Raw genomic sequence first — 17,874 nt, 5'->3', positions numbered from 1 at the left:
GCGCCCTCTTTTGTTATCGCGCAGTGCTCGCCTGAAAATCGGCGATCTGTTGCCACATCGCGATCGGGTTGGAATACATCGGGAAATGCCCGCACTCCGGAATGGGCGCCAGCCGCACACCTTCAGCCTGGATATGTGGCAAGTAGGACAATGACGCGTTCTGTTCGCCGTACATGAACATACGTGGGCATTTCAAGCCGAGGAATTTGCCCATCAGGTCGGCGTTATCGGAGAGGTCGACCATTGACTGGAAAATCCCTCGCACCGCACCGGCACGCACCTTGTGCCGCAAGCTCGCGGAATACAGCGCGCTGGCATAGGCCGGAGCGTGCCGGGCACGTTCGATGAAGGCGGCGAAAAACGCCTCGGGATCGTCGCTCGGATAATCGACTATCTGCCGGCTGAGGAAGCAGTCTTCCGGGGCGATATTGCCCTCGATATCGACAAAGCTGAGCAGCCGATCCGGGAACTGATGGGCCAGCATCAGCGCGGTCAGCCCGCCCATTGAGTGGCCGACCAGATGGAAGCGCTCGATACCGAAATGCGCCAGCACTTGCAGCGCCGTCTGCAGCAGAAAGGGAATGGAAATCCTGGAAAGGTCACTGCACTGGCTTTCACCGCAACCCGGTGCGTCGTAAGCGATGAAAGGGTGACCGACAAACGCGGGCTGTTGCACGATATCGGCGTAGTCCTCCTTGGTCGAACCAAACCCATGCAGGAACACAATCGGCGCCAGGTGGCCGTCGCGATGGATGGCGGCCACGTTCAGCTGGACACCCTCCACCGTCAGAGGGAGTTGCACGTGAGTGAACGTTTCTGGTGAGGGCACGATGTTGGACTCCTAGAGCGAAAAGGTTGCGCCGAGCCTGGGTTGCCGGCGGCCAGGCTCGCAATTTCAAGGGAATCGAGTGTTCTGTAAATTCCTGATTGAGGAAGGCTTTCATAGGCCAATCCTATCAATCGGTGTTCACACACAGTCCCTGGGCCAACTCACGCCTTGGCCCGGAACCGGGCAACGACGTCCTCCACCACCGGATTGGGCCGATCGGCATTCCAGGCCACTGCGGTGGTCACGACATTGAGCTTCTGGCTCAGCGCTCGAAACACAACGTTGTCCGGCGCCAGTTTTTTCAGTGACGCCGGCACCAGTGCGATGCCTTGGCCATAGCTGACAAAGGCAATTTGCGAAGCGACGGAACGCACTTCATGCAGCACCCTAGGGGAAAACCCGCTGGCCCGGCAGGTTGCGATCAGATTGTCGAAGTACACCGGGCTGACCTTGCGGGAAAACATTACCAACGGCTCGTTGGACAGACGGGACAGACTGATTCGCGTGCGCGAAGCCAACGGGTGATCACTGGGCAGCGCCACCACCAGGCGATCCTCCAGCAGCGGCAGTGAATGGATCGAAGCGCCAAGATCACCATCCAGCCGGGCGAAGGCCAAATCGATGTCACCGGCCTCCAGCGCCGGGACGGCTTCAACGCTGTCAATCTCGCGCACGGACACGGTGAGGTGCGGGTAATCGTTCTTCAACTGCTCGATCAGCCCCGGCAACACATCGAACATGGCCGTGGAAATCGCACCAATGGTCAACATCCCCGACTGCCCCGCCACCGCCTCCTCCACGGCGAGTTCCAGACGCTCCAGTTGGTCGGCGAACTTGCGCACCGCCGGCAGGATCGCGGCGCCAACAGGGGTCAGTTTCGCCCCGCGTCGCGAACGGTCGAACAGCTTGACCTTGAGCGCCTGCTCCAACACCTGGATCTGCTCGCTCAGCGGTGGCTGGGACATGCCCAGGCGCTTGGCCGCGCGGCCGAAATTCTGTTCTTCGGCAACAGCGAGGAACAACCAGAGGTGACGAATCAGACGAAAATTGATCATGGCTAATCCATAGGTTTAACGTATCTAACGTATCTGTGATTAGTAATATACCTATCAAATTGTCTCACTGACACTGGGCGCCTCCGTCACCACAGGGGCTTTCCCATGATCAATAAAAGTTTGCTGGATCGCTTGGCGGCGCTGGATACCAACACGGTTTCCGATGCGCTCGACTTCCTCGGCCTGCCGGGTGCCACCGTTGGGCTGCGCCCGTTGTGGAACTGCCCAAGGATTGTCGGCCGCGCCAGCACGGTGCTGCTGGCCGCGAAATCCGACAGTGCGCCCACAGTGCACCTGATTACCCCGGTGGTTGAACAGATCGACAGCGACGATCGCGTGCTGGTGATCGCCGGTGGTATCGAAGGCATTTCCTGCTGGGGCGACATCCTCGCCAATGCAGCGGCCGGCAAGAAAGTGCGCGGCACGGTGATCGACGGTTTCAGTCGCGACATCGACGGTAGCGAAGTCATCGGTTACCCGGTTTACGGCCGTGGCGTGACCATGATCAGCGCGCGCAATCGGGTGGTGCAGATCGACGCTGGCGTGACGATCAACGTCGCCGGCGTCGATGTCAGCGAGAACGACTATGTCATCGCCGACACCTGCGGCACGGTGTTCGTGCCCTCAACCCATATCGAGAAAGTGATCGACCTCGGCGAGCGCATCGCCCGCCGCCAGGACGGCATGGTCGAGGCGGTCCGCAGCGGCCGCTCGGTAGCCGAAGTGATGCATGACACCCAATTCGAAGCGATCCACGTGGAGCACGCCTGATGAATATCGAAGACAAAGAACTGGTCGCCCTGTTTGAAGGCCTGGACACCCCGGGCGTCTCCGATGCCCTGGACAAACTCGGCCTGCCCGGCCAATGCCTCGGTGTGGCGCCACTGGACAACTACAACAAGGTCGTCGTCGGACCGGCGTTCACCGTGCAGTACGTCTCGGCCAGTGTTCCGCCGGGCACGGTGGGCGATTTCATCGAAGACGTCGCGCCCGGCGACGTGGTGGTCATCGACAACGGCGGCCGCACCGACTGCACCGTCTGGGGCGACATCATGACCCAGTACGCCGGCACCCGACAGATCGCCGCTACCGTCATCGACGGTGTTTGCCGTGACGTGAACAAGGCACTGGGCGACGGCTATCCGATCTTCAGCAAGGGCCGTTTCATGCGCACCGGCAAGGACCGCGTACAGGTGCAGTCGGTCAACCAGCCAGTGTCGATCGGCACGGCGCGGGTCTGCCCCCGAGACATCGTGGTCGCCGACGCCAACGGCGTGGTGATCGTGCCCCGCGCCCGTGCGGCGGAAGTGGCGGCGTGTGCCCGTCAGATCGAATCGGTCGAAGCCGACATTCGCGCCCTGATCGCTCAGGGCAAAACCCTTAAAGAAGCCCGGGCCGCCCTGGGTTACCACAGCCTGCAGAGGAAAGCCTGATGAGCACACTCCCCTTCCCCGCGGATTTTCACGCACGGGCAAAAGTGTTGGGCAGTTCGACGCTGTATGAGGCGTCCCATCTGCCCTGCGCGGTCGACAGCGACATCCGCCCGATCTGGGACGGCGCCTTCATCGCCGCGCCCGCCTACCCGCTGGAATGTTCGCCGGGCGACAACCTGGCCCTGCACCTGGCGATGGAGCGAGTGCCCCGTGGCAGCGTACTGATCGTGGGCACGGGTGGTTTCATCGCCGGTTACTGGGGCGAAGTGCTCACCGTGGCGGCCGAAGCGGCTGGCGTGGTCGGTCTGGTGATCGATGGCGGCGTGCGCGATATCGCGGCCCTGAAGAAACGCCAGTTCCCGGTATTTGCCCGTGGCATCTCGGTCAAAGGCACGGTCAAGGCCAGCGCCCCTTCGGTGGGGCAACCGTTCAATTTCAACGGCGCCTTGGTGGCTCAGGGTGATCTGGTGGTGGCCGACGATGACGGTGTGATCATCATCCCCAAGGCGGATGCGGCACGTACCCTGGCCGAAGGCGAGGCGCGCGCGAACAAAGAAACGCAGATGATGCAGGCGCTGACCGAAGGCCGCTCGACCCTGGAACTGATGAACCTGACCGAGTGGAGAACCCGCGCATGAGCGTTGATATCCAACGACTGAACCAGCGCCTGGCCAGCGCGCAACCTTCCGCGACCTACCGGATCATGGACCGGGTGGCGGAACGCCGGGCACAAGGCGCGAAGATCATTTCGCTGTGCGCTGGCGAGCCCGACTTCGATACCCCCAGGCATGTGCGCGAAGCGGCCATTAATGCCATTGAACACGGCCATACCCGCTACACCCAGGTCGCCGGGGTCCGTTCACTGCGAGAAGCGGTGGCCGCCAAGTTCCGCCGCGAGAATGGCCTGGACGTCATCTGGCAAGACACCCTCGTCTGCAACGGGGGCAAGCAGGTGATCTACAACGCCCTGGCCGCGACCCTCAACGAGGGCGACCAGGTTATCGTGCCGGCGCCGTACTGGGTCAGCTACCCGGAGATGGTGCAACTGTGCGGCGGTGAAGCGCGGATCGTCACCTGCGACGCCGACACCGGTTTCAAGCTGACGCCCTCGGCGCTGGCCGCCGCGATCACCCCGCAGACCCGCTGGTTGATCCTCAATTCACCGTCCAATCCCACCGGCGCGGTGTACAGCGAAGCTGAGCTTCGCGCACTGGCGGCGGTGTTGCTGGATCATCCCCACGTACTGATCCTGGCCGATGACATCTATGAGCACCTGATCTTCGACGATCAAACGTTCCATACCCTGGCCCAGGTTGAACCACGGCTGGCAGCACGAACCCTGACCATGAACGGTGTCTCCAAGGCCTACGCCATGACCGGCTGGCGCATCGGTTTTGCCACCGGGCCGCGCTGGTTGCTGGAGGCCATGGAAAAACTCCAGGGCCAGCAAACCTCTGGTGCGAGTTCTGTCTCGCAACAAGCCGCACTCGCCGCGCTGGAAGGGCCGAAAGATTTCATTCGCGAAAGCCGTGCAGTGTTCCAGAGTCGTCGCGATTTGATGGTGGCGCTGCTGAACGATACGCCAGGTCTTGAATGCATCAGCCCAGCAGGAGCGTTTTACGCGTTCGCCTCCTGTGCCGGCTTGATCGGCCGTACCTCACCGGGTGGCCGAGTGCTGCACAGCGATGAAGATGTCGCACATGCCTTGCTCGACGAAGCGGATGTGGCGGTGGTGCATGGCAGCGCCTTTGGCCTCGGCCCTTACATTCGCATTGCCTATGCCCTGGATGACGCTTCATTGCGCCAGGCTTGCGAGGCGATACGCGCGTTCTGTACTGCTCTGCGTTAAGTCGAATATGGAACAAGCAAAACCCGAATAAACGACAAAGGGCGAGCACCCACCTCTGTGAATGCTCCCCCTTTGATCTTGAAGATGCACCGGTAACAAGTCAGACCGTCAGCGGTTTTTCTCCTGTATCACCCTGAACATCCAGTGCAATTGCATGACGCTCAGCCTCGTCCTCACTCACCAACTCGCCCTCCCATTTGGCCACCACCGCTGTTGCGATGGAATTGCCCACCGCGTTGGTTGCCGAGCGGCCCATGTCGAGGAAGGTGTCGATCCCCAGAATCAGCAGCAAACCGGCTTCGGGAATATCGAACTGGGTCAGGGTCGCTGCAATAACCACTAGCGAAGCACGCGGCACGCCGGCCATGCCTTTGGAGGTCAACATCAGCGTCAACAGCATGGTGATCTGCGTACCGATAGACATCTCGATGCCATATGCCTGAGCGATGAACAGCACGGCAAAGGTGCAGTACATCATCGAGCCGTCCAGATTGAAGGAATAGCCCATGGGCATGACGAAACTGGAGATTCTGCGTTTGACCCCAAAACGATCCAGCGCGTGAAGAATCTTCGGGTAAGCCGACTCGGAACTGGCCGTGGCAAAAGACAGAAGGAAAGCTTCTCTGATCAACACCACCAGTTTGAACACACGCCGTCCGAGGAACATCCAGCCGGCAAACACCAACATGGCCCAGAGCACGATCAGCCCGAGATAGAAGTCGCGCATGAACACGGCGAACTTGACCAGAATGGACAGGCCGTTGATTGCAACGGTCGCTGCCATGGCCGCCATCACCGCCAGTGGTGCAAGCTTCATCACATAACCGGTGACCTTCAACATTGCGTGGGACAGGTCCTCGATGACATTCACCAGGCCGGCGGCTTTCTTGCCCAAGGAGGCCAACGCAACGCCGAAAAATATCGAGAACACCACGATTTGCAGAATTTCGTTGGTGGCCATGGCCTCCGCGAAGGATTTGGGCACCAGATGGGTCATGAAATCCTTGAGGGTGAATACCGACGTTTGCAAGTTGGTCGTACTGGTCATGTCTGGCAACGGCAACCCAAGGTTGTGCCCGGGCTGCAACATGTTCGCCATGACCAACCCCACCGACAGCGAGATCAATGAGGCTGTCACGAACCAGCCCAGTGCCTTGCCGAATACCCGGCCGATAGCGCTTGCATCCCCCATATGAGCGATGCCCACCACCAGGGTCGAGAACACCAGAGGAGCGATGAGCATTTTGATCAGGCGTAGAAAAATGTCAGAGATGATCGAGATATAACCGGCGATCCTGGTCGCCATCGCTTTGTCCGGGAAGTTCAGGAAAATCATGTAACCGATAAGAACCCCCAGTAGCATGGCGATCAGAATGCCTGCCACAGCCGGTAGCCTGTTTTTCATTAGGTGTAACCCCTTCTTATTGTTGTTGCGTCGGTTACGCGCTGTAACCACGTAGCCGGAAAACTACCCTAGCCCCACCTCCTCAATAAGAGCGGATCACGCTCTAGCTGATATGCCCGAATGCTATGGCCCGGCACCCAGGCTCGGCACCTTTGCGCAAGGCTGCTGCTCGGTTTTGCTCTTCCCATAATGTGTGGTTATCGCCGTTCCCTGCTGCGCTACGCGTTCACCGCCAAGCTATACAAAACAGGCATATCTCAAAGACAAAAACGGTAGTCGTCGGCAGCAATCAGCACTCCCAGAATGTGTGAAAACACAAAAGCAGCACTGCTTGGGAGACTGGCATGTCAACAGAAGCTGAACAAACCGTGGGACAGGATTGGCAGGAGGACGTGTTCCGCGTGCTCAAGGCCCACGACGTCAAACATGTGGTCTTCGTACCGGATGCAGGCCACTCGGCGGCCATCCGCATGTCGTATGCCGACCCGGACATCAAGGCCGTCGTCCTCACCACCGAAGAAGAAGGCATCGGCTACCTCGCCGGCGCCTGGCTGGGCGGTGAGCGCGGCGCACTCTTGATGCAATCCAGCGGTGTCGGCAACTGCATCAACACCCTGGCACTGCAGGTCTGTGCCGGTTTCCCGCTGTTGATGGTGGTGACCATGCGCGGTGACTGGGCCGAGTTCAACGCGTGGCAGAACCCGATGGGCCAGGCCACCGAAGCCTCCCTGAACCTGATGAAAGTCATGACCTGGCGCGCCGACGTTCCCGAAGACGTCGCCCCGCTGCTGCACGGTGCCGCGACCATGGCCTTCAACGGTGATTCCGCCACTGCCCTGCTGCTCGGCCAGCGCCTGATTGGAGAAAAGAAATGGGTCAAATAAGCGCCAACCACACCCTATGCCGCCGCGAAGTGGTCAAGGCCTTGCTGGCCGACCGACAGGACGTGCTGGTCGTGACCGGCCTGGGCTCGGCGTCCTATGACGTCATGGCCGCCGGTGACCACGACCTGAATTACTACCTCTGGGCCGCCATGGGCAGCGCCATCACGGTCGGCCTGGGCCTGGCGAATGCCCAACCGGACAAATCCGTGGTGGTGGTCACCGGCGACGGCGAGTTGCTCATGGGCTTCGGCGCACTGGCCACCGTGGCGCTGCAAAAACCCGCCAACCTGACCATCGCCGTGCTGGACAACGGTCACTTTGGCGAAACCGGCATGCAAGTGAGCCACGCGGGGTTCGGTATTTCCCTGGACCAGGTGGCGAAGACCTGCGGCTTCAGCTGGACCGACGAAATCCGCGACATGCAAGGCGTGCACGACCTGCGCGAGCGCTTCGCCACCCGCGACGGCGTCAAGCTCGCAACGATCAAGATCAAAGCGGAAAACCCGCCACGGGTGCTGCCACCGCGTGATGGTCACTACATCAAGAATCGCTTTCGTGCTGCGCTGGGTTTCAACCCGATCTGATTGCGCCCTACCCGGACCGGGTCACGCAGGGCTGATGCCGTGCGTGACCCGTTGAGGAGAATAATAATGACTGATCGCAACGCTGAAGAACTCAATGCCATCCGCGAGGGCGTACGCGCTCTTTGCGCAGAATTCGATGCCGCTTACTGGCGCAAAATCGACGAAGAAAAAGGCTTTCCGGAAACCTTCGTCAAGGCCCTGACCGATGCCGGCTGGTTGGCGGCGATGATCCCGGTTGAATACGGCGGCTCCGGCCTGGGGCTGGCCGAGGCCTCGGTGATCCTCGAAGAAGTGAACCGCTGCGGCGGCAACTCCGGGACCGTGCACGGGCAGATGTACAACATGTTCACCCTGCTGCGACACGGCAGCGAGGCGCAGAAAAGTTACTACCTGCCGAAACTGGCCAACGGTGAATTGCGCCTGCAATCGATGGGCGTGACCGAGCCCACCACCGGCACCGACACCACCAAGATCAAGACCACCGCCGTACGCAAAGGCGACAAGTACGTGATCAACGGGCAGAAGGTGTGGATCTCGCGGATCCAGCATTCCGACCTGATGATCCTGCTGGCGCGCACCACGCCCTTGGCCGACGTGAAGAAAAAGTCCGAAGGCATGTCGATCTTCCTCGTCGACCTGCGCGAGGCCATCGGCAACGGCATGACCGTGCAGCCCATCGCGAACATGGTCAACCACGAGACCAACGAGTTGTTCTTCGACAACCTGGAAATCCCCGCTGACAGCCTGATTGGCGAAGAAGGCAAAGGCTTCCGGTACATCCTCGACGGCCTGAACGCCGAACGCACCCTGATCGCCGCCGAGTGCATCGGTGACGGTCGCTGGTTTATCGAAAAGGCCAGCGCCTATGCCCGCGACCGTGTGGTGTTCGGGCGCCCGATCGGGCAGAACCAGGGTGTGCAGTTCCCGATCGCCGAAGCTCATATCGAAATCGAAGCGGCCGACCTGATGCGCTGGCGTGCCTGCGAGGAATACGACAGCGGCCTCAACGCCGGGGCCAGCGCCAACATGGCCAAGTACCTGGCGGCCAAGGCGTCCTGGGAGGCCGCGAATGCTTGCCTGCAAACCCACGGTGGTTTCGGTTTCGCCTGCGAATACGACGTCGAGCGCAAGTTCCGCGAAACCCGTCTGTATCAGGTAGCGCCCATCTCCACCAACCTGATCCTGTCGTACGTTGCCGAACACCTGCTCGAACTGCCGCGCTCTTTCTAATAACAAGAGAGATAAACATCATGAGCCAGCCCAAAGGCCTCCGCCCGCTCGATGGCATTACCGTCGTCAGCCTTGAGCATGCTATTGCAGCGCCCTTCTGCACCCGCCAACTGGCCGACCTCGGCGCCCGGGTGATCAAGGTCGAACGTCCAGGCACAGGTGATTTCGCCCGAGGTTACGACCAACGTGTCAACGGCCTGGCCTCGCACTTCGTCTGGACCAACCGCTCGAAAGAAAGCCTGACGCTCGACTTGAAGCAGGACTCGGCCACCGAGGTGCTGGACCGTTTGCTGGCCACTGCCGACGTGCTCGTACAGAACCTGGCACCCGGTGCCGCTGCGCGGATGGGATTGTCATTTGAGGTGTTGCACCAGCGCTTTCCGCGCCTGATTGTCTGTGACATTTCAGGCTATGGCGTCGGTGGTCCTTATGAGAAGAAGAAAGCCTACGACCTGCTGATCCAGAGTGAAGGCGGCTTTCTGTCGGTCACCGGCGGCCCGGGCGAGGACGACATGGCCAAGGCCGGTTGCTCCATCGCCGACATCGCGGCCGGCATGTACGCCTACACCGGAATCCTGTCTGCCCTGCTGCTGCGCGAACGGACCGGCGAAGGCAGCCACCTCGATGTGTCGATGCTCGAAAGCCTGGTCGAGTGGATGAACTACCCGATGTACTACGCCTACGACGGGGCGCCTCCGCCCCCTCGCGCCGGGGCAGCGCACGCCACCATTTACCCCTATGGCCCCTTCCCCATCGGTGACGGCACCACCGTGATGCTCGGTTTGCAGAACGAGCGTGAATGGCAGCTGTTTTGCGAGAAGGTGCTGCTTGCCCCCGAACTGGCGAAAGACCCGCGTTTCTCGGCCAACTTCAAACGCGTCGAGAACCGCAATGCGCTACGGGAACTGATCATCGAATCGTTCTCCACGCTCAATTTCGATGCAGTGATCGATCGCCTCGACCATGCGCAGATCGCCAACGCTCGGGTGAATGACATGCAAGGTGTCTGGGACCACCCGCAACTTCAGGCCCGTGACCGTTGGCGAGCGGTCGAAACCTCTGCCGGCCCCGTTCCAAGCCTGATCCCGCCCGGCAGCAACAGCGCATTCGAGCCACGCATGGATGCCGTACCAGGCCTTGGTCAACACACCGAACAGTTGCTCAGGGAACTGGGGCTGGGCGCGGAGCGTATTGAAGAGATGCGCGACGCCGGGGCCATCTGACTGTAACGATCAAAGATTCCGAGAGAACACTGCCCAATGAAGATCCTCGTAGCTGTGAAACGCGTGGTCGATTACAACGTGAAAGTCCGTGTGAAAGCGGACCATTCCGGCGTCGACCTCGCCAACGTCAAGATGTCGATGAACCCGTTCTGCGAAATCGCCGTGGAAGAAGCCGTACGTTTGAAAGAGAGCGGTATTGCGACTGAAATCGTCGTTGTCTCCATCGGCCCGTCCACCGCTCAAGAGCAACTGCGCACCGCGCTGGCGCTGGGTGCCGACCGCGCCATCCTCGTCGAATCCGCTGAGGATCTGACTTCCCTGGCCGTGGCCAAGCTGCTCAAGGCTGTGGTCGACAAGGAACAGCCTCAGCTGGTGATCCTCGGCAAACAAGCCATCGACAGCGACAACAACCAGACTGGCCAGATGCTCGCGGCATTGAGCGGCTACGGTCAGGGCACGTTCGCGTCGAAAGTCGAAGTGTCCGGCGATACAGTTGCCGTGACCCGCGAAATCGACGGCGGCGCGCAGACCGTTTCCCTGAAACTGCCGGCCATCGTCACCACCGACCTGCGTTTGAACGAGCCGCGCTACGCGTCTCTGCCAAACATCATGAAAGCCAAGAAGAAGCCTCTCGAAGTGCTGACTCCGGACGCTTTGGGCGTTTCCACCGCCTCCACCAACAAGACCCTGAAAGTCGAAGCGCCAGCTGCACGCAGCGCGGGTATCAAGGTCAAGTCGGTGGCTGAACTGGTCGAGAAACTGAAAAACGAAGCGAAGGTAATCTAATCATGACTATCTTGGTAATCGCCGAACACGACAACAAAGTGCTGGCCCCGGCCACGCTGAACACCGTTGCTGCTGCCGCCAAGATCGGTGGCGACATCCACGTTCTGGTTGCAGGCCAGGGCGCTGGCGCCGTGGTTGAAGCCGCTGCGAAAATCGCTGGCGTGAGCAAAGTCCTGAACGCTGACAATGCTGCTTACGCGCATCAGCTGCCGGAAAACGTTGCTCCACTGGTAGCCGAGTTGGGCAAGGGCTACAGCCACATCCTGGCTGCCGCCACTTCCAACGGCAAAAACATCCTGCCGCGCGTCGCCGCTCAGCTGGACGTTGACCAGATCTCCGAGATCATCTCGGTAGAAAGCGCCGACACCTTCAAGCGCCCGATCTACGCCGGTAACGCCATCGCTACTGTGCAATCGAATGCTGCAGTGAAAGTGATCACCGTGCGGGCTACCGGTTTCGACCCGGTGGCGGCCGAAGGTGGTTCGGCCGCCGTTGAAGCTGTTGCCGCTGTTCACAACGCCGGCACTTCCAGCTTCGTCAACGAAGAACTGGCCAAGTCCGACCGTCCGGAACTGACCGCTGCCAAGATCGTCGTTTCCGGCGGCCGTGGCATGCAGAACGGTGACAACTTCAAACACCTGTACGCCTTGGCCGACAAGCTGGGCGCTGCCGTCGGTGCTTCCCGCGCCGCGGTCGACGCAGGTTTCGTACCCAACGACATGCAGGTCGGTCAGACCGGCAAGATCGTTGCGCCACAGTTGTACATCGCCGTCGGTATCTCCGGCGCGATCCAGCACCTGGCCGGCATGAAAGACTCCAAAGTGATCGTGGCGATCAACAAGGATGAAGAAGCGCCGATCTTCCAGGTGGCCGATTACGGCCTGGTGGCGGATTTGTTCGAAGCGATTCCAGAAATGGCCGCCCTGGCCTGATCACCGACCGACAGGAGCGACATGTATGAGCAATATCGATCTTTCAGCGTGGATCGGACGTCGTCAGGAAAGCCTGGACCGGATCAGCTTCAACCTGGTCAAACGCATTGCCGCCACCTTGAGCGAAGTGGCGCCACTGCCTGGCGAAGCGCTGCCGCCGCTGTGGCACTGGGCGTTCTTCCAGGAGCCGGTTGCCGCCAGCGAACTGGGCCCGGACGGCCACCCAGCGCTCGGTGGCTTCCTGCCACCGGCCCACAACCGCAATCGCATGTGGGCTGGTAGCCGAATCGAGTTCTACCAGCCTCTGAAGGTAGAGGCAGATGTGAGCTGTGTATCGACCATTCTCAACGTCGAAGAGAAGCACGGGCGCACCGGCTCGTTGCTGTTCGTCACGGTACGCCATGAGTATTTCCAGGACGGCCAACGCGCCCTGCAAGATGAGCAGGACATCGTCTACCGGGAACCGACGCCACCCAAACTGAGCGGCACCGACACGCTCCCTGAAGGCCAATGGCGGGACCCGGTCGAACCCTCGCCGACCCTGCTGTTCCGCTATTCCGCGGTCACCTTCAATGGCCACCGGATTCACTATGACTGGCCCTACGTCACAGAGACCGAAGGCTATCCGGGGCTGGTAGTGCATGGTCCATTGATCGCCACCCTCAACTTGCGTGCCTTCACCAGAGCGCACCCGACCGTGCGCTTGAAGCGCTTCGCGTTCCGGGGTGTCAGACCGCTGATTTCACCGCAACCCTTTGAAGTCGGCGGGCGTCTGATCGACAGCGGCAAGGCGCAGGTTTGGGCAGGCAACCAGCACGGCACCGCACAAATCGGTGAAGTCGAGTTCAGCCAGGGAGATACACCATGAATCCATCGATCGTTCGCTCCGCCCTGTTTGTACCGGCCACGCGTCCAGAGCGCATCCCCAAGGCTATCGCCACCGGCGCGGACCGGGTCATCGTCGACCTGGAAGATGCCGTACAGGAAAACCTCAAGGAACAGGCCAGGGATAATCTGCAGCGCTTCTTAAGTGACCACCCGGACGCCCGGATTCTGGTTCGCGTAAATGCCCCGGATCACTGGGCACACGCTGCAGATCTGGATCTTTGCCGACGCCATGCCGGTGTGACCGCCATTCTGCTGCCCAAGGCTGAAACCTGTGCGCAAGTGCACACCGCAGGCAGCACCGGCAAACCGGTCTGGCCGATCATCGAGAGCGCCCAAGGCTTGGCTGCTCTTGGCTCGATTGCCAACGCCCAAGGCGTTGAGCGGTTGTCGTTCGGCAGTCTCGATCTGGGCCTGGACCTGAACCTGACCACCGGCAGCCGTGCCGCCGATGAAGTGCTCAGCCACGCCCGTTATGCCGTGTTGCTCTGGACCCGGGTTGCCGGGCTGGCCCCTGCGCTGGACGGTGTTTTCCCCTCGTTCGAGGACACCACCGGCCTGCACAACGCCGTTGAATTTGCCCGCGACATGGGCTTCGGCGGCGCACTGTGCATCCATCCGAGCCAAGTCGCGATCATCCATCAGGCATTACAACCCACCGCTGAAGAATTGCACTGGGCGCGACGCATCATCGATGCCGCCAGCTCCGGGGAAGGTGTGTTCGTGCTGGATGGGCAAATGGTCGATGCGCCAGTCATTGGACGTGCCCAAGCCATTCTGGCGCGCGCGAACCAGCCATTTTGATTCTCACCCCGCAGGACGGTGTCATGACCCCAATTTCCAGTCTCACCCACGCCATTTCGATCAACCCCGCCACTGGCGAGCAGATCGGCCACTACCCTTTCGAATCCGCATCGACCCTGGACGCCGCATTGTCGCGCGCCGCTGCCGGGTTCCGCGTCTGGCGCAGCAAACCCGTCGATCAACGCTCGCAATTGTTGACCACCCTGGCTCAAGTATTGCGCGACAACGCCGCCACGATGGCGAACATGATCACCCTGGAAATGGGCAAGCCCATCACTCAGGCACGCGGTGAAATCGAAAAATGCGCACAGCTTTGCCAGTGGTACGCCGAACACGGCCCTGCCATGCTGAGCGCCGAACCGACAACGGTCGAGGGCGGCAAGGCACGCATTGAATACCGCCCGCTCGGCCCGATTCTCGCCGTGATGCCGTGGAACTTCCCGATCTGGCAGGTCCTGCGCGGCGCCGTTCCAGCGCTGATCGCTGGCAACACCTACGTCCTCAAACATGCCCCCAACGTGATGGGCTGCGCCTGGCTGTTGCGGGACGCCTTCAAGCACGCTGACTTTCCCGAAGGTGTTTTCGAGGTCATCAACGTCACGCCGGACGGCGTCTCCACGGCAATCGCCGATCCACGCATCGCCGCGGTGACGCTCACCGGCAGCGTACGGGCCGGCATTGCCATCGGCGCACAGGCCGGTGCAGCCTTGAAAAAGTGTGTGCTGGAACTGGGCGGCTCCGATCCATTCATTGTGCTCAACGATGCCGACCTCGACGAGGCAGTCAAAGCCGCCGTCATTGGCCGCTATCAGAACACCGGACAAGTCTGCGCAGCCGCCAAACGCCTGATCGTCGAGCAAGGCATTGCCCAGGCATTCACCCACAAATTCGTCGAAGCCACCCGCCAATTGATCGCCGGCGACCCACTGGCCCCAGACACCTACATCGGCCCCATGGCCCGCTTCGACCTGCGCGATGAACTGGATCGTCAGGTTCGCGACACCCTGGAAGAAGGCGCGACATTGCTGATGGGCGGCAAGAAAGCTGAAGGCCCCGGCAACTTTTACGAGCCCACCGTATTCGGTGACGTCACCGACCAGATGACCTCATTCAAACAGGAACTGTTCGGCCCGGTAGCCTCGATCATCACCGCACGCAACGCCGCCCATGCGCTGGAGTTGGCCAATGACAGCGAATTCGGACTCGCCTCAACTATCTACACAGGTAATGCTCAGCTGGCAGAGCAGATGGCTGGTGAACTGGAAACTGGTGGTGTGTTCATCAATGGATATTGCGCGACGGACCCGCGTGTCACGTTTGGTGGTGTGAAGAAAAGCGGTTTTGGCCGGGAGCTGTCGCATTTTGGGGTGCGAGAGTTTTGCAATGCGCAGACGGTTTGGTTGGATCGACGCTGATTGCATCAATAAGAAGCAGGGGTAAAACTGAGACAAATAAAAAGGGTCGCGAGGTAAAATCTCGCGACCCTTTTTAATTAATTCGTGTCTTCCCTGCAGAAGAGTTACTCAATGCTGAAGAAACAACCGGAAAGCAAAGCAGCGACTGCTGCTGAAATTGAGCGCGCCATCCAGGCCCTGAACAAAATGGCAGAACGCCTTTGGGGGGATGGCCGGGAAGCTGAGGCGAAGGCCCTCCTTGATGCCTTGGACGCACTAAACCGGGCGCTTGATCGGATCAGGATTGGAGAAAGTCGAAGGATTTCGACTCTGCATTAAGACGCACGAGTCAATCGGCGGTTGAGGTTATTCTCAAACGCAGTGGCTTTGACTTTGCAGTCTGGCACAGGCACATTCTGGTGCTACGTGAGGATGGATGCCTCGGTGAGGCTTAAGGAGAATGCCGTGTTTCCGATCAATATCTGGCTTGCCTATACTGCCGCGTGCTTACTATTGGTGCTCGCCCCAGGCCCGGACAATCTGCTGGCCGTAGGCCGAGGACTCAGCCAGGGCAAGATAGCCGCTATCGTGTCGGGGATGGCATCGGGGGCGGGAATTCTCTTTCATGTGGCAACCGCTTCGCTAGGACTGACGTTGCTTATGCAGACGTCCGCAGTTGCCTTCTGGGTCGTCAAACTTATCGGCGCCGGTTATTTGCTTTGGCTTGGCATAAAAGTCCTGCGCTCCCGTAGCCTGATCAGCTTCCAGCCAGCGACTCGGCAATCACTGCCGAGCATTTTCCTCACGGGATTACTCTCGGCAGCACTCAATCCGAAGCCTGGGTTTTTCGTCCTTGCGTTCATCCCGCAGTTCGTCGACCCACAACGCGGCTCAGTGAGCGTGCAGATGCTGGTGTACGGCATATGGTTCGCCGCCCTTACGGCAGTGGGATTCGCACTGATGGGCGTATTTGCCACTGTACTGTCCCGATTTTTGCGTCAGAGCCCACGGCTGGTAAATGGCCTGAACGTAGGGGCAGGACTCACCTTCGTCGCTTCGGGAGTATCGATAGCGGCGCTCAGCCAAAAATAGGATCAATGTCTTGGCGCTGCGAGGCTGGAATTCCAGCCTCGCTGGGTTTCTGTGATTATGACGCTGACGACTTTAAGGCTGATCTTTCGTAAGCGTCCGGTAGACACGCCTTGACGACCTCATTTCAATCGAATGGTGTTCGTCATCTCCAGGCAATCGCCGTTGCTGCGACCGTGAATCCACACAACCCTTAGCCCTTCAAACCTCGTTCACGTCAAAAGCCTCGGATAAGCTTTGGCAGAAACGGGGATGCGTCCAGCCAATACACTTTAGCTGTCAGGTTCAAACGAATATTCAAATGACACTTGTAGTGGTCAACTAATCCCGGACACGACGTTAAGTTTTTCTTCGGCCCGAGCTGGCGCCAGCCCACCGTTGAATTGATGGGGTCGAACCCAGTTGTACCGATGCATCAAGAAGTGGCTGATATCGCGCTGGGCTTCTTGAGCCGTTCTGTAGCCCGTGGTCGGTATCCATTCCGTTTTCAAGCTGCGGAACACGCGCTCCATTGGCGCGTTGTCCCAGCAATTTCCTCGGCGACTCATGCTCTGGCGCATGCGATAACGCCACAATCGCTGACGAAATAGCCGGCTTGCGTATTGCGACCCCTGATCTGAGTGAAACAGCAGACCCGAAGGCCTGCCACGCTGCTCGTAGGCCATATCCAGGGCCTTGATCACCAGTTCAGCGTCCGGCTTTTCCGACAACGCCCAGCCCACCACCCGGCGCGTGCAAAGATCCAGCACGACCGCCAAGTAATGCCATTTCCCCTGGGCCCAAATGTAGGTGATGTCGCCGCACCAGACTTGATTCGGGGCTGGCACATCAAACTCACGGTTCAAGGTATTCGGGATATCGAGTCTTTCTACTGTCGCTCGTTTGTAGGCATGTGAGCCGGGTTGTTTACTGACTAAATCAAGCTCGCGCATCAAGCTGCGTACTTTGAATCGACCGAGCTGCTCACCGTCTTCACGCATCAGCGACAGGATGCTGCGGCTGCCCGCCGCACTGCGACTTTGCGTGAACAACTCGCTCACCCGGCTGCGCAACCTAAGCCGTTCAACATCGGGCGTGCGGCGCCTAAGACGCTGGGCGTAGTAGCACGAACGAGTCACTGCAAACACTTTGCACAGCCAATCAATCGGTTCATGGACGCTCAGCTGATTGATCAGCGTGTACGCCCGTGATCTTCCGACATCAAGAGCGCGGTAGCCTTTTTTAAGATGGATTTCTCTCGCTCAAGTCGGGCGATACGAGCTTCCAGTTCCTGAATTTTTTGCTGTTCCGGGGTCAGTGCTTTGCTTTGCGGGGTGACACCTTGACGCTCTTGCTGAACCTGCTCGACCCAGCGGCGTAGCGCAGACTCGCCGACGCCGAGTGAACGGCTGGCTTCGATGTAGCTGTAGTTTTGCTTGAGCACGAGGTCGGCAGCCTCGCGTTTGAATTCAGCAGAAAAGGAACGGCGTTGTTTGGTCATTTGACACCTCGA

At 59.9% G+C, this 17,874-nt stretch carries 19 protein-coding genes; 15 read left to right on the top strand and 4 right to left on the bottom strand.

What is annotated here, in order from left to right:
• Positions 1 to 13: 13 nt before the first annotated feature.
• The gene (locus PSH69_RS09765; protein WP_305411803.1) at positions 14 to 829 is read right to left on the bottom strand and encodes an alpha/beta fold hydrolase; all 816 of its coding nucleotides are present in this window, start codon (positions 827 to 829) and stop codon (positions 14 to 16) included.
• A 161-nt stretch (positions 830 to 990) separates the two neighbouring features.
• Positions 991 to 1,884 (bottom strand): LysR family transcriptional regulator, encoded by an 894-nt coding sequence (locus tag PSH69_RS09760; protein ID WP_305411802.1) that lies wholly within the window; start codon positions 1,882 to 1,884, stop codon positions 991 to 993.
• A 105-nt stretch (positions 1,885 to 1,989) separates the two neighbouring features.
• On the opposite strand from PSH69_RS09760, the gene PSH69_RS09755 reads away from it, so the two are divergent.
• Genes PSH69_RS09755 through PSH69_RS09740 form a run of 4 tightly spaced genes read left to right on the top strand, consistent with a single transcriptional unit; the run spans position 1,990 to position 5,166 of the window.
• Positions 1,990 to 2,655 (top strand): RraA family protein, encoded by a 666-nt coding sequence (locus PSH69_RS09755; protein ID WP_305411801.1) that lies wholly within the window; start codon positions 1,990 to 1,992, stop codon positions 2,653 to 2,655.
• A complete protein-coding gene (locus PSH69_RS09750) occupies positions 2,655 to 3,317 on the top strand; it encodes an RraA family protein (RefSeq protein ID WP_305411800.1) in 663 nt (220 codons plus the stop codon). The genes PSH69_RS09755 and PSH69_RS09750 overlap by 1 nt, the downstream gene beginning before the upstream one ends.
• Positions 3,317 to 3,955: an RraA family protein gene (locus PSH69_RS09745; protein WP_230138943.1), complete on the top strand. Its 639-nt coding sequence runs from the start codon at positions 3,317 to 3,319 to the stop codon at positions 3,953 to 3,955. The genes PSH69_RS09750 and PSH69_RS09745 overlap by 1 nt, the downstream gene beginning before the upstream one ends.
• The gene (locus tag PSH69_RS09740) at positions 3,952 to 5,166 is read left to right on the top strand and encodes a pyridoxal phosphate-dependent aminotransferase (protein WP_305411799.1); all 1,215 of its coding nucleotides are present in this window, start codon (positions 3,952 to 3,954) and stop codon (positions 5,164 to 5,166) included. The genes PSH69_RS09745 and PSH69_RS09740 overlap by 4 nt, the downstream gene beginning before the upstream one ends.
• 100 nt (positions 5,167 to 5,266) lie before the next feature.
• Here PSH69_RS09740 and PSH69_RS09735 read toward each other — a convergent pair whose 3' ends face one another.
• Positions 5,267 to 6,571 carry a dicarboxylate/amino acid:cation symporter gene (locus PSH69_RS09735; RefSeq protein WP_305411798.1) on the bottom strand — a complete coding sequence of 435 codons (1,305 nt, stop codon included), beginning with the start codon at positions 6,569 to 6,571 and terminating at the stop codon, positions 5,267 to 5,269.
• Positions 6,572 to 6,915: 344 nt separating this feature from the next.
• Between PSH69_RS09735 and PSH69_RS09730 the strand changes: the two genes are divergently transcribed.
• From PSH69_RS09730 to PSH69_RS09680, 11 genes are all read left to right on the top strand, one after another.
• Positions 6,916 to 7,455, top strand: a complete 540-nt coding sequence (locus PSH69_RS09730; protein WP_007896342.1) for a thiamine pyrophosphate-binding protein — start codon at positions 6,916 to 6,918, stop codon at positions 7,453 to 7,455.
• Entirely contained in the window at positions 7,443 to 8,039 is a 597-nt protein-coding gene (locus PSH69_RS09725) for a thiamine pyrophosphate-dependent enzyme (protein ID WP_305411797.1), read from the top strand. The genes PSH69_RS09730 and PSH69_RS09725 overlap by 13 nt, the downstream gene beginning before the upstream one ends.
• Before the next feature lie 66 nt (positions 8,040 to 8,105).
• Positions 8,106 to 9,269, top strand: a complete 1,164-nt coding sequence (locus tag PSH69_RS09720; RefSeq protein WP_204124446.1) for an acyl-CoA dehydrogenase family protein — start codon at positions 8,106 to 8,108, stop codon at positions 9,267 to 9,269.
• A gap of 20 nt (positions 9,270 to 9,289) precedes the next feature.
• Positions 9,290 to 10,492, top strand: coding sequence for a CaiB/BaiF CoA-transferase family protein (locus PSH69_RS09715; RefSeq protein WP_305411796.1), 1,203 nt, complete (start codon positions 9,290 to 9,292; stop codon positions 10,490 to 10,492).
• Positions 10,493 to 10,528: 36 nt separating this feature from the next.
• Positions 10,529 to 11,278 carry an electron transfer flavoprotein subunit beta/FixA family protein gene (locus PSH69_RS09710; RefSeq protein WP_305411795.1) on the top strand — a complete coding sequence of 250 codons (750 nt, stop codon included), beginning with the start codon at positions 10,529 to 10,531 and terminating at the stop codon, positions 11,276 to 11,278.
• 2 nt (positions 11,279 to 11,280) lie between these two features.
• A complete protein-coding gene (locus PSH69_RS09705) occupies positions 11,281 to 12,210 on the top strand; it encodes an electron transfer flavoprotein subunit alpha/FixB family protein (RefSeq protein WP_138867080.1) in 930 nt (309 codons plus the stop codon).
• A gap of 25 nt (positions 12,211 to 12,235) precedes the next feature.
• On the top strand, positions 12,236 to 13,078 hold the full coding sequence (locus tag PSH69_RS09700; RefSeq protein WP_305411794.1) for a MaoC family dehydratase N-terminal domain-containing protein: 843 nt from the start codon (positions 12,236 to 12,238) through the stop codon (positions 13,076 to 13,078).
• Positions 13,075 to 13,899: a CoA ester lyase gene (locus PSH69_RS09695; RefSeq protein ID WP_305411793.1), complete on the top strand. Its 825-nt coding sequence runs from the start codon at positions 13,075 to 13,077 to the stop codon at positions 13,897 to 13,899. The genes PSH69_RS09700 and PSH69_RS09695 overlap by 4 nt, the downstream gene beginning before the upstream one ends.
• Positions 13,900 to 13,922: 23 nt before the next feature.
• Positions 13,923 to 15,314, top strand: a complete 1,392-nt coding sequence (locus PSH69_RS09690; protein ID WP_305411792.1) for an aldehyde dehydrogenase family protein — start codon at positions 13,923 to 13,925, stop codon at positions 15,312 to 15,314.
• Positions 15,315 to 15,425: 111 nt separating this feature from the next.
• Positions 15,426 to 15,632, top strand: a complete 207-nt coding sequence (locus PSH69_RS09685; protein WP_305411791.1) for a hypothetical protein — start codon at positions 15,426 to 15,428, stop codon at positions 15,630 to 15,632.
• Positions 15,633 to 15,758: 126 nt separating this feature from the next.
• Positions 15,759 to 16,385: a LysE family translocator gene (locus PSH69_RS09680; RefSeq protein WP_026331974.1), complete on the top strand. Its 627-nt coding sequence runs from the start codon at positions 15,759 to 15,761 to the stop codon at positions 16,383 to 16,385.
• Between the two features lie 314 nt (positions 16,386 to 16,699).
• Here PSH69_RS09680 and PSH69_RS09675 read toward each other — a convergent pair.
• Positions 16,700 to 17,862 (bottom strand): IS3 family transposase gene (locus PSH69_RS09675; protein ID WP_305411556.1). Its coding sequence is split into 2 segments (ribosomal slippage): positions 16,700 to 17,610 and positions 17,610 to 17,862, totalling 1,164 coding nucleotides; the frame shifts between segments, so codons are not numbered across the junction.
• Positions 17,863 to 17,874 lie beyond the last annotated feature (12 nt).

Origin of the sequence: Pseudomonas sp. FP1740, assembly GCF_030687165.1 — a bacterium.
Taxonomy (GTDB): Bacteria; Pseudomonadota; Gammaproteobacteria; order Pseudomonadales; family Pseudomonadaceae; genus Aquipseudomonas.
Note: the sequence above shows the minus strand (reverse complement) of the source record. Positions and strands in the feature narration are given on the sequence as shown.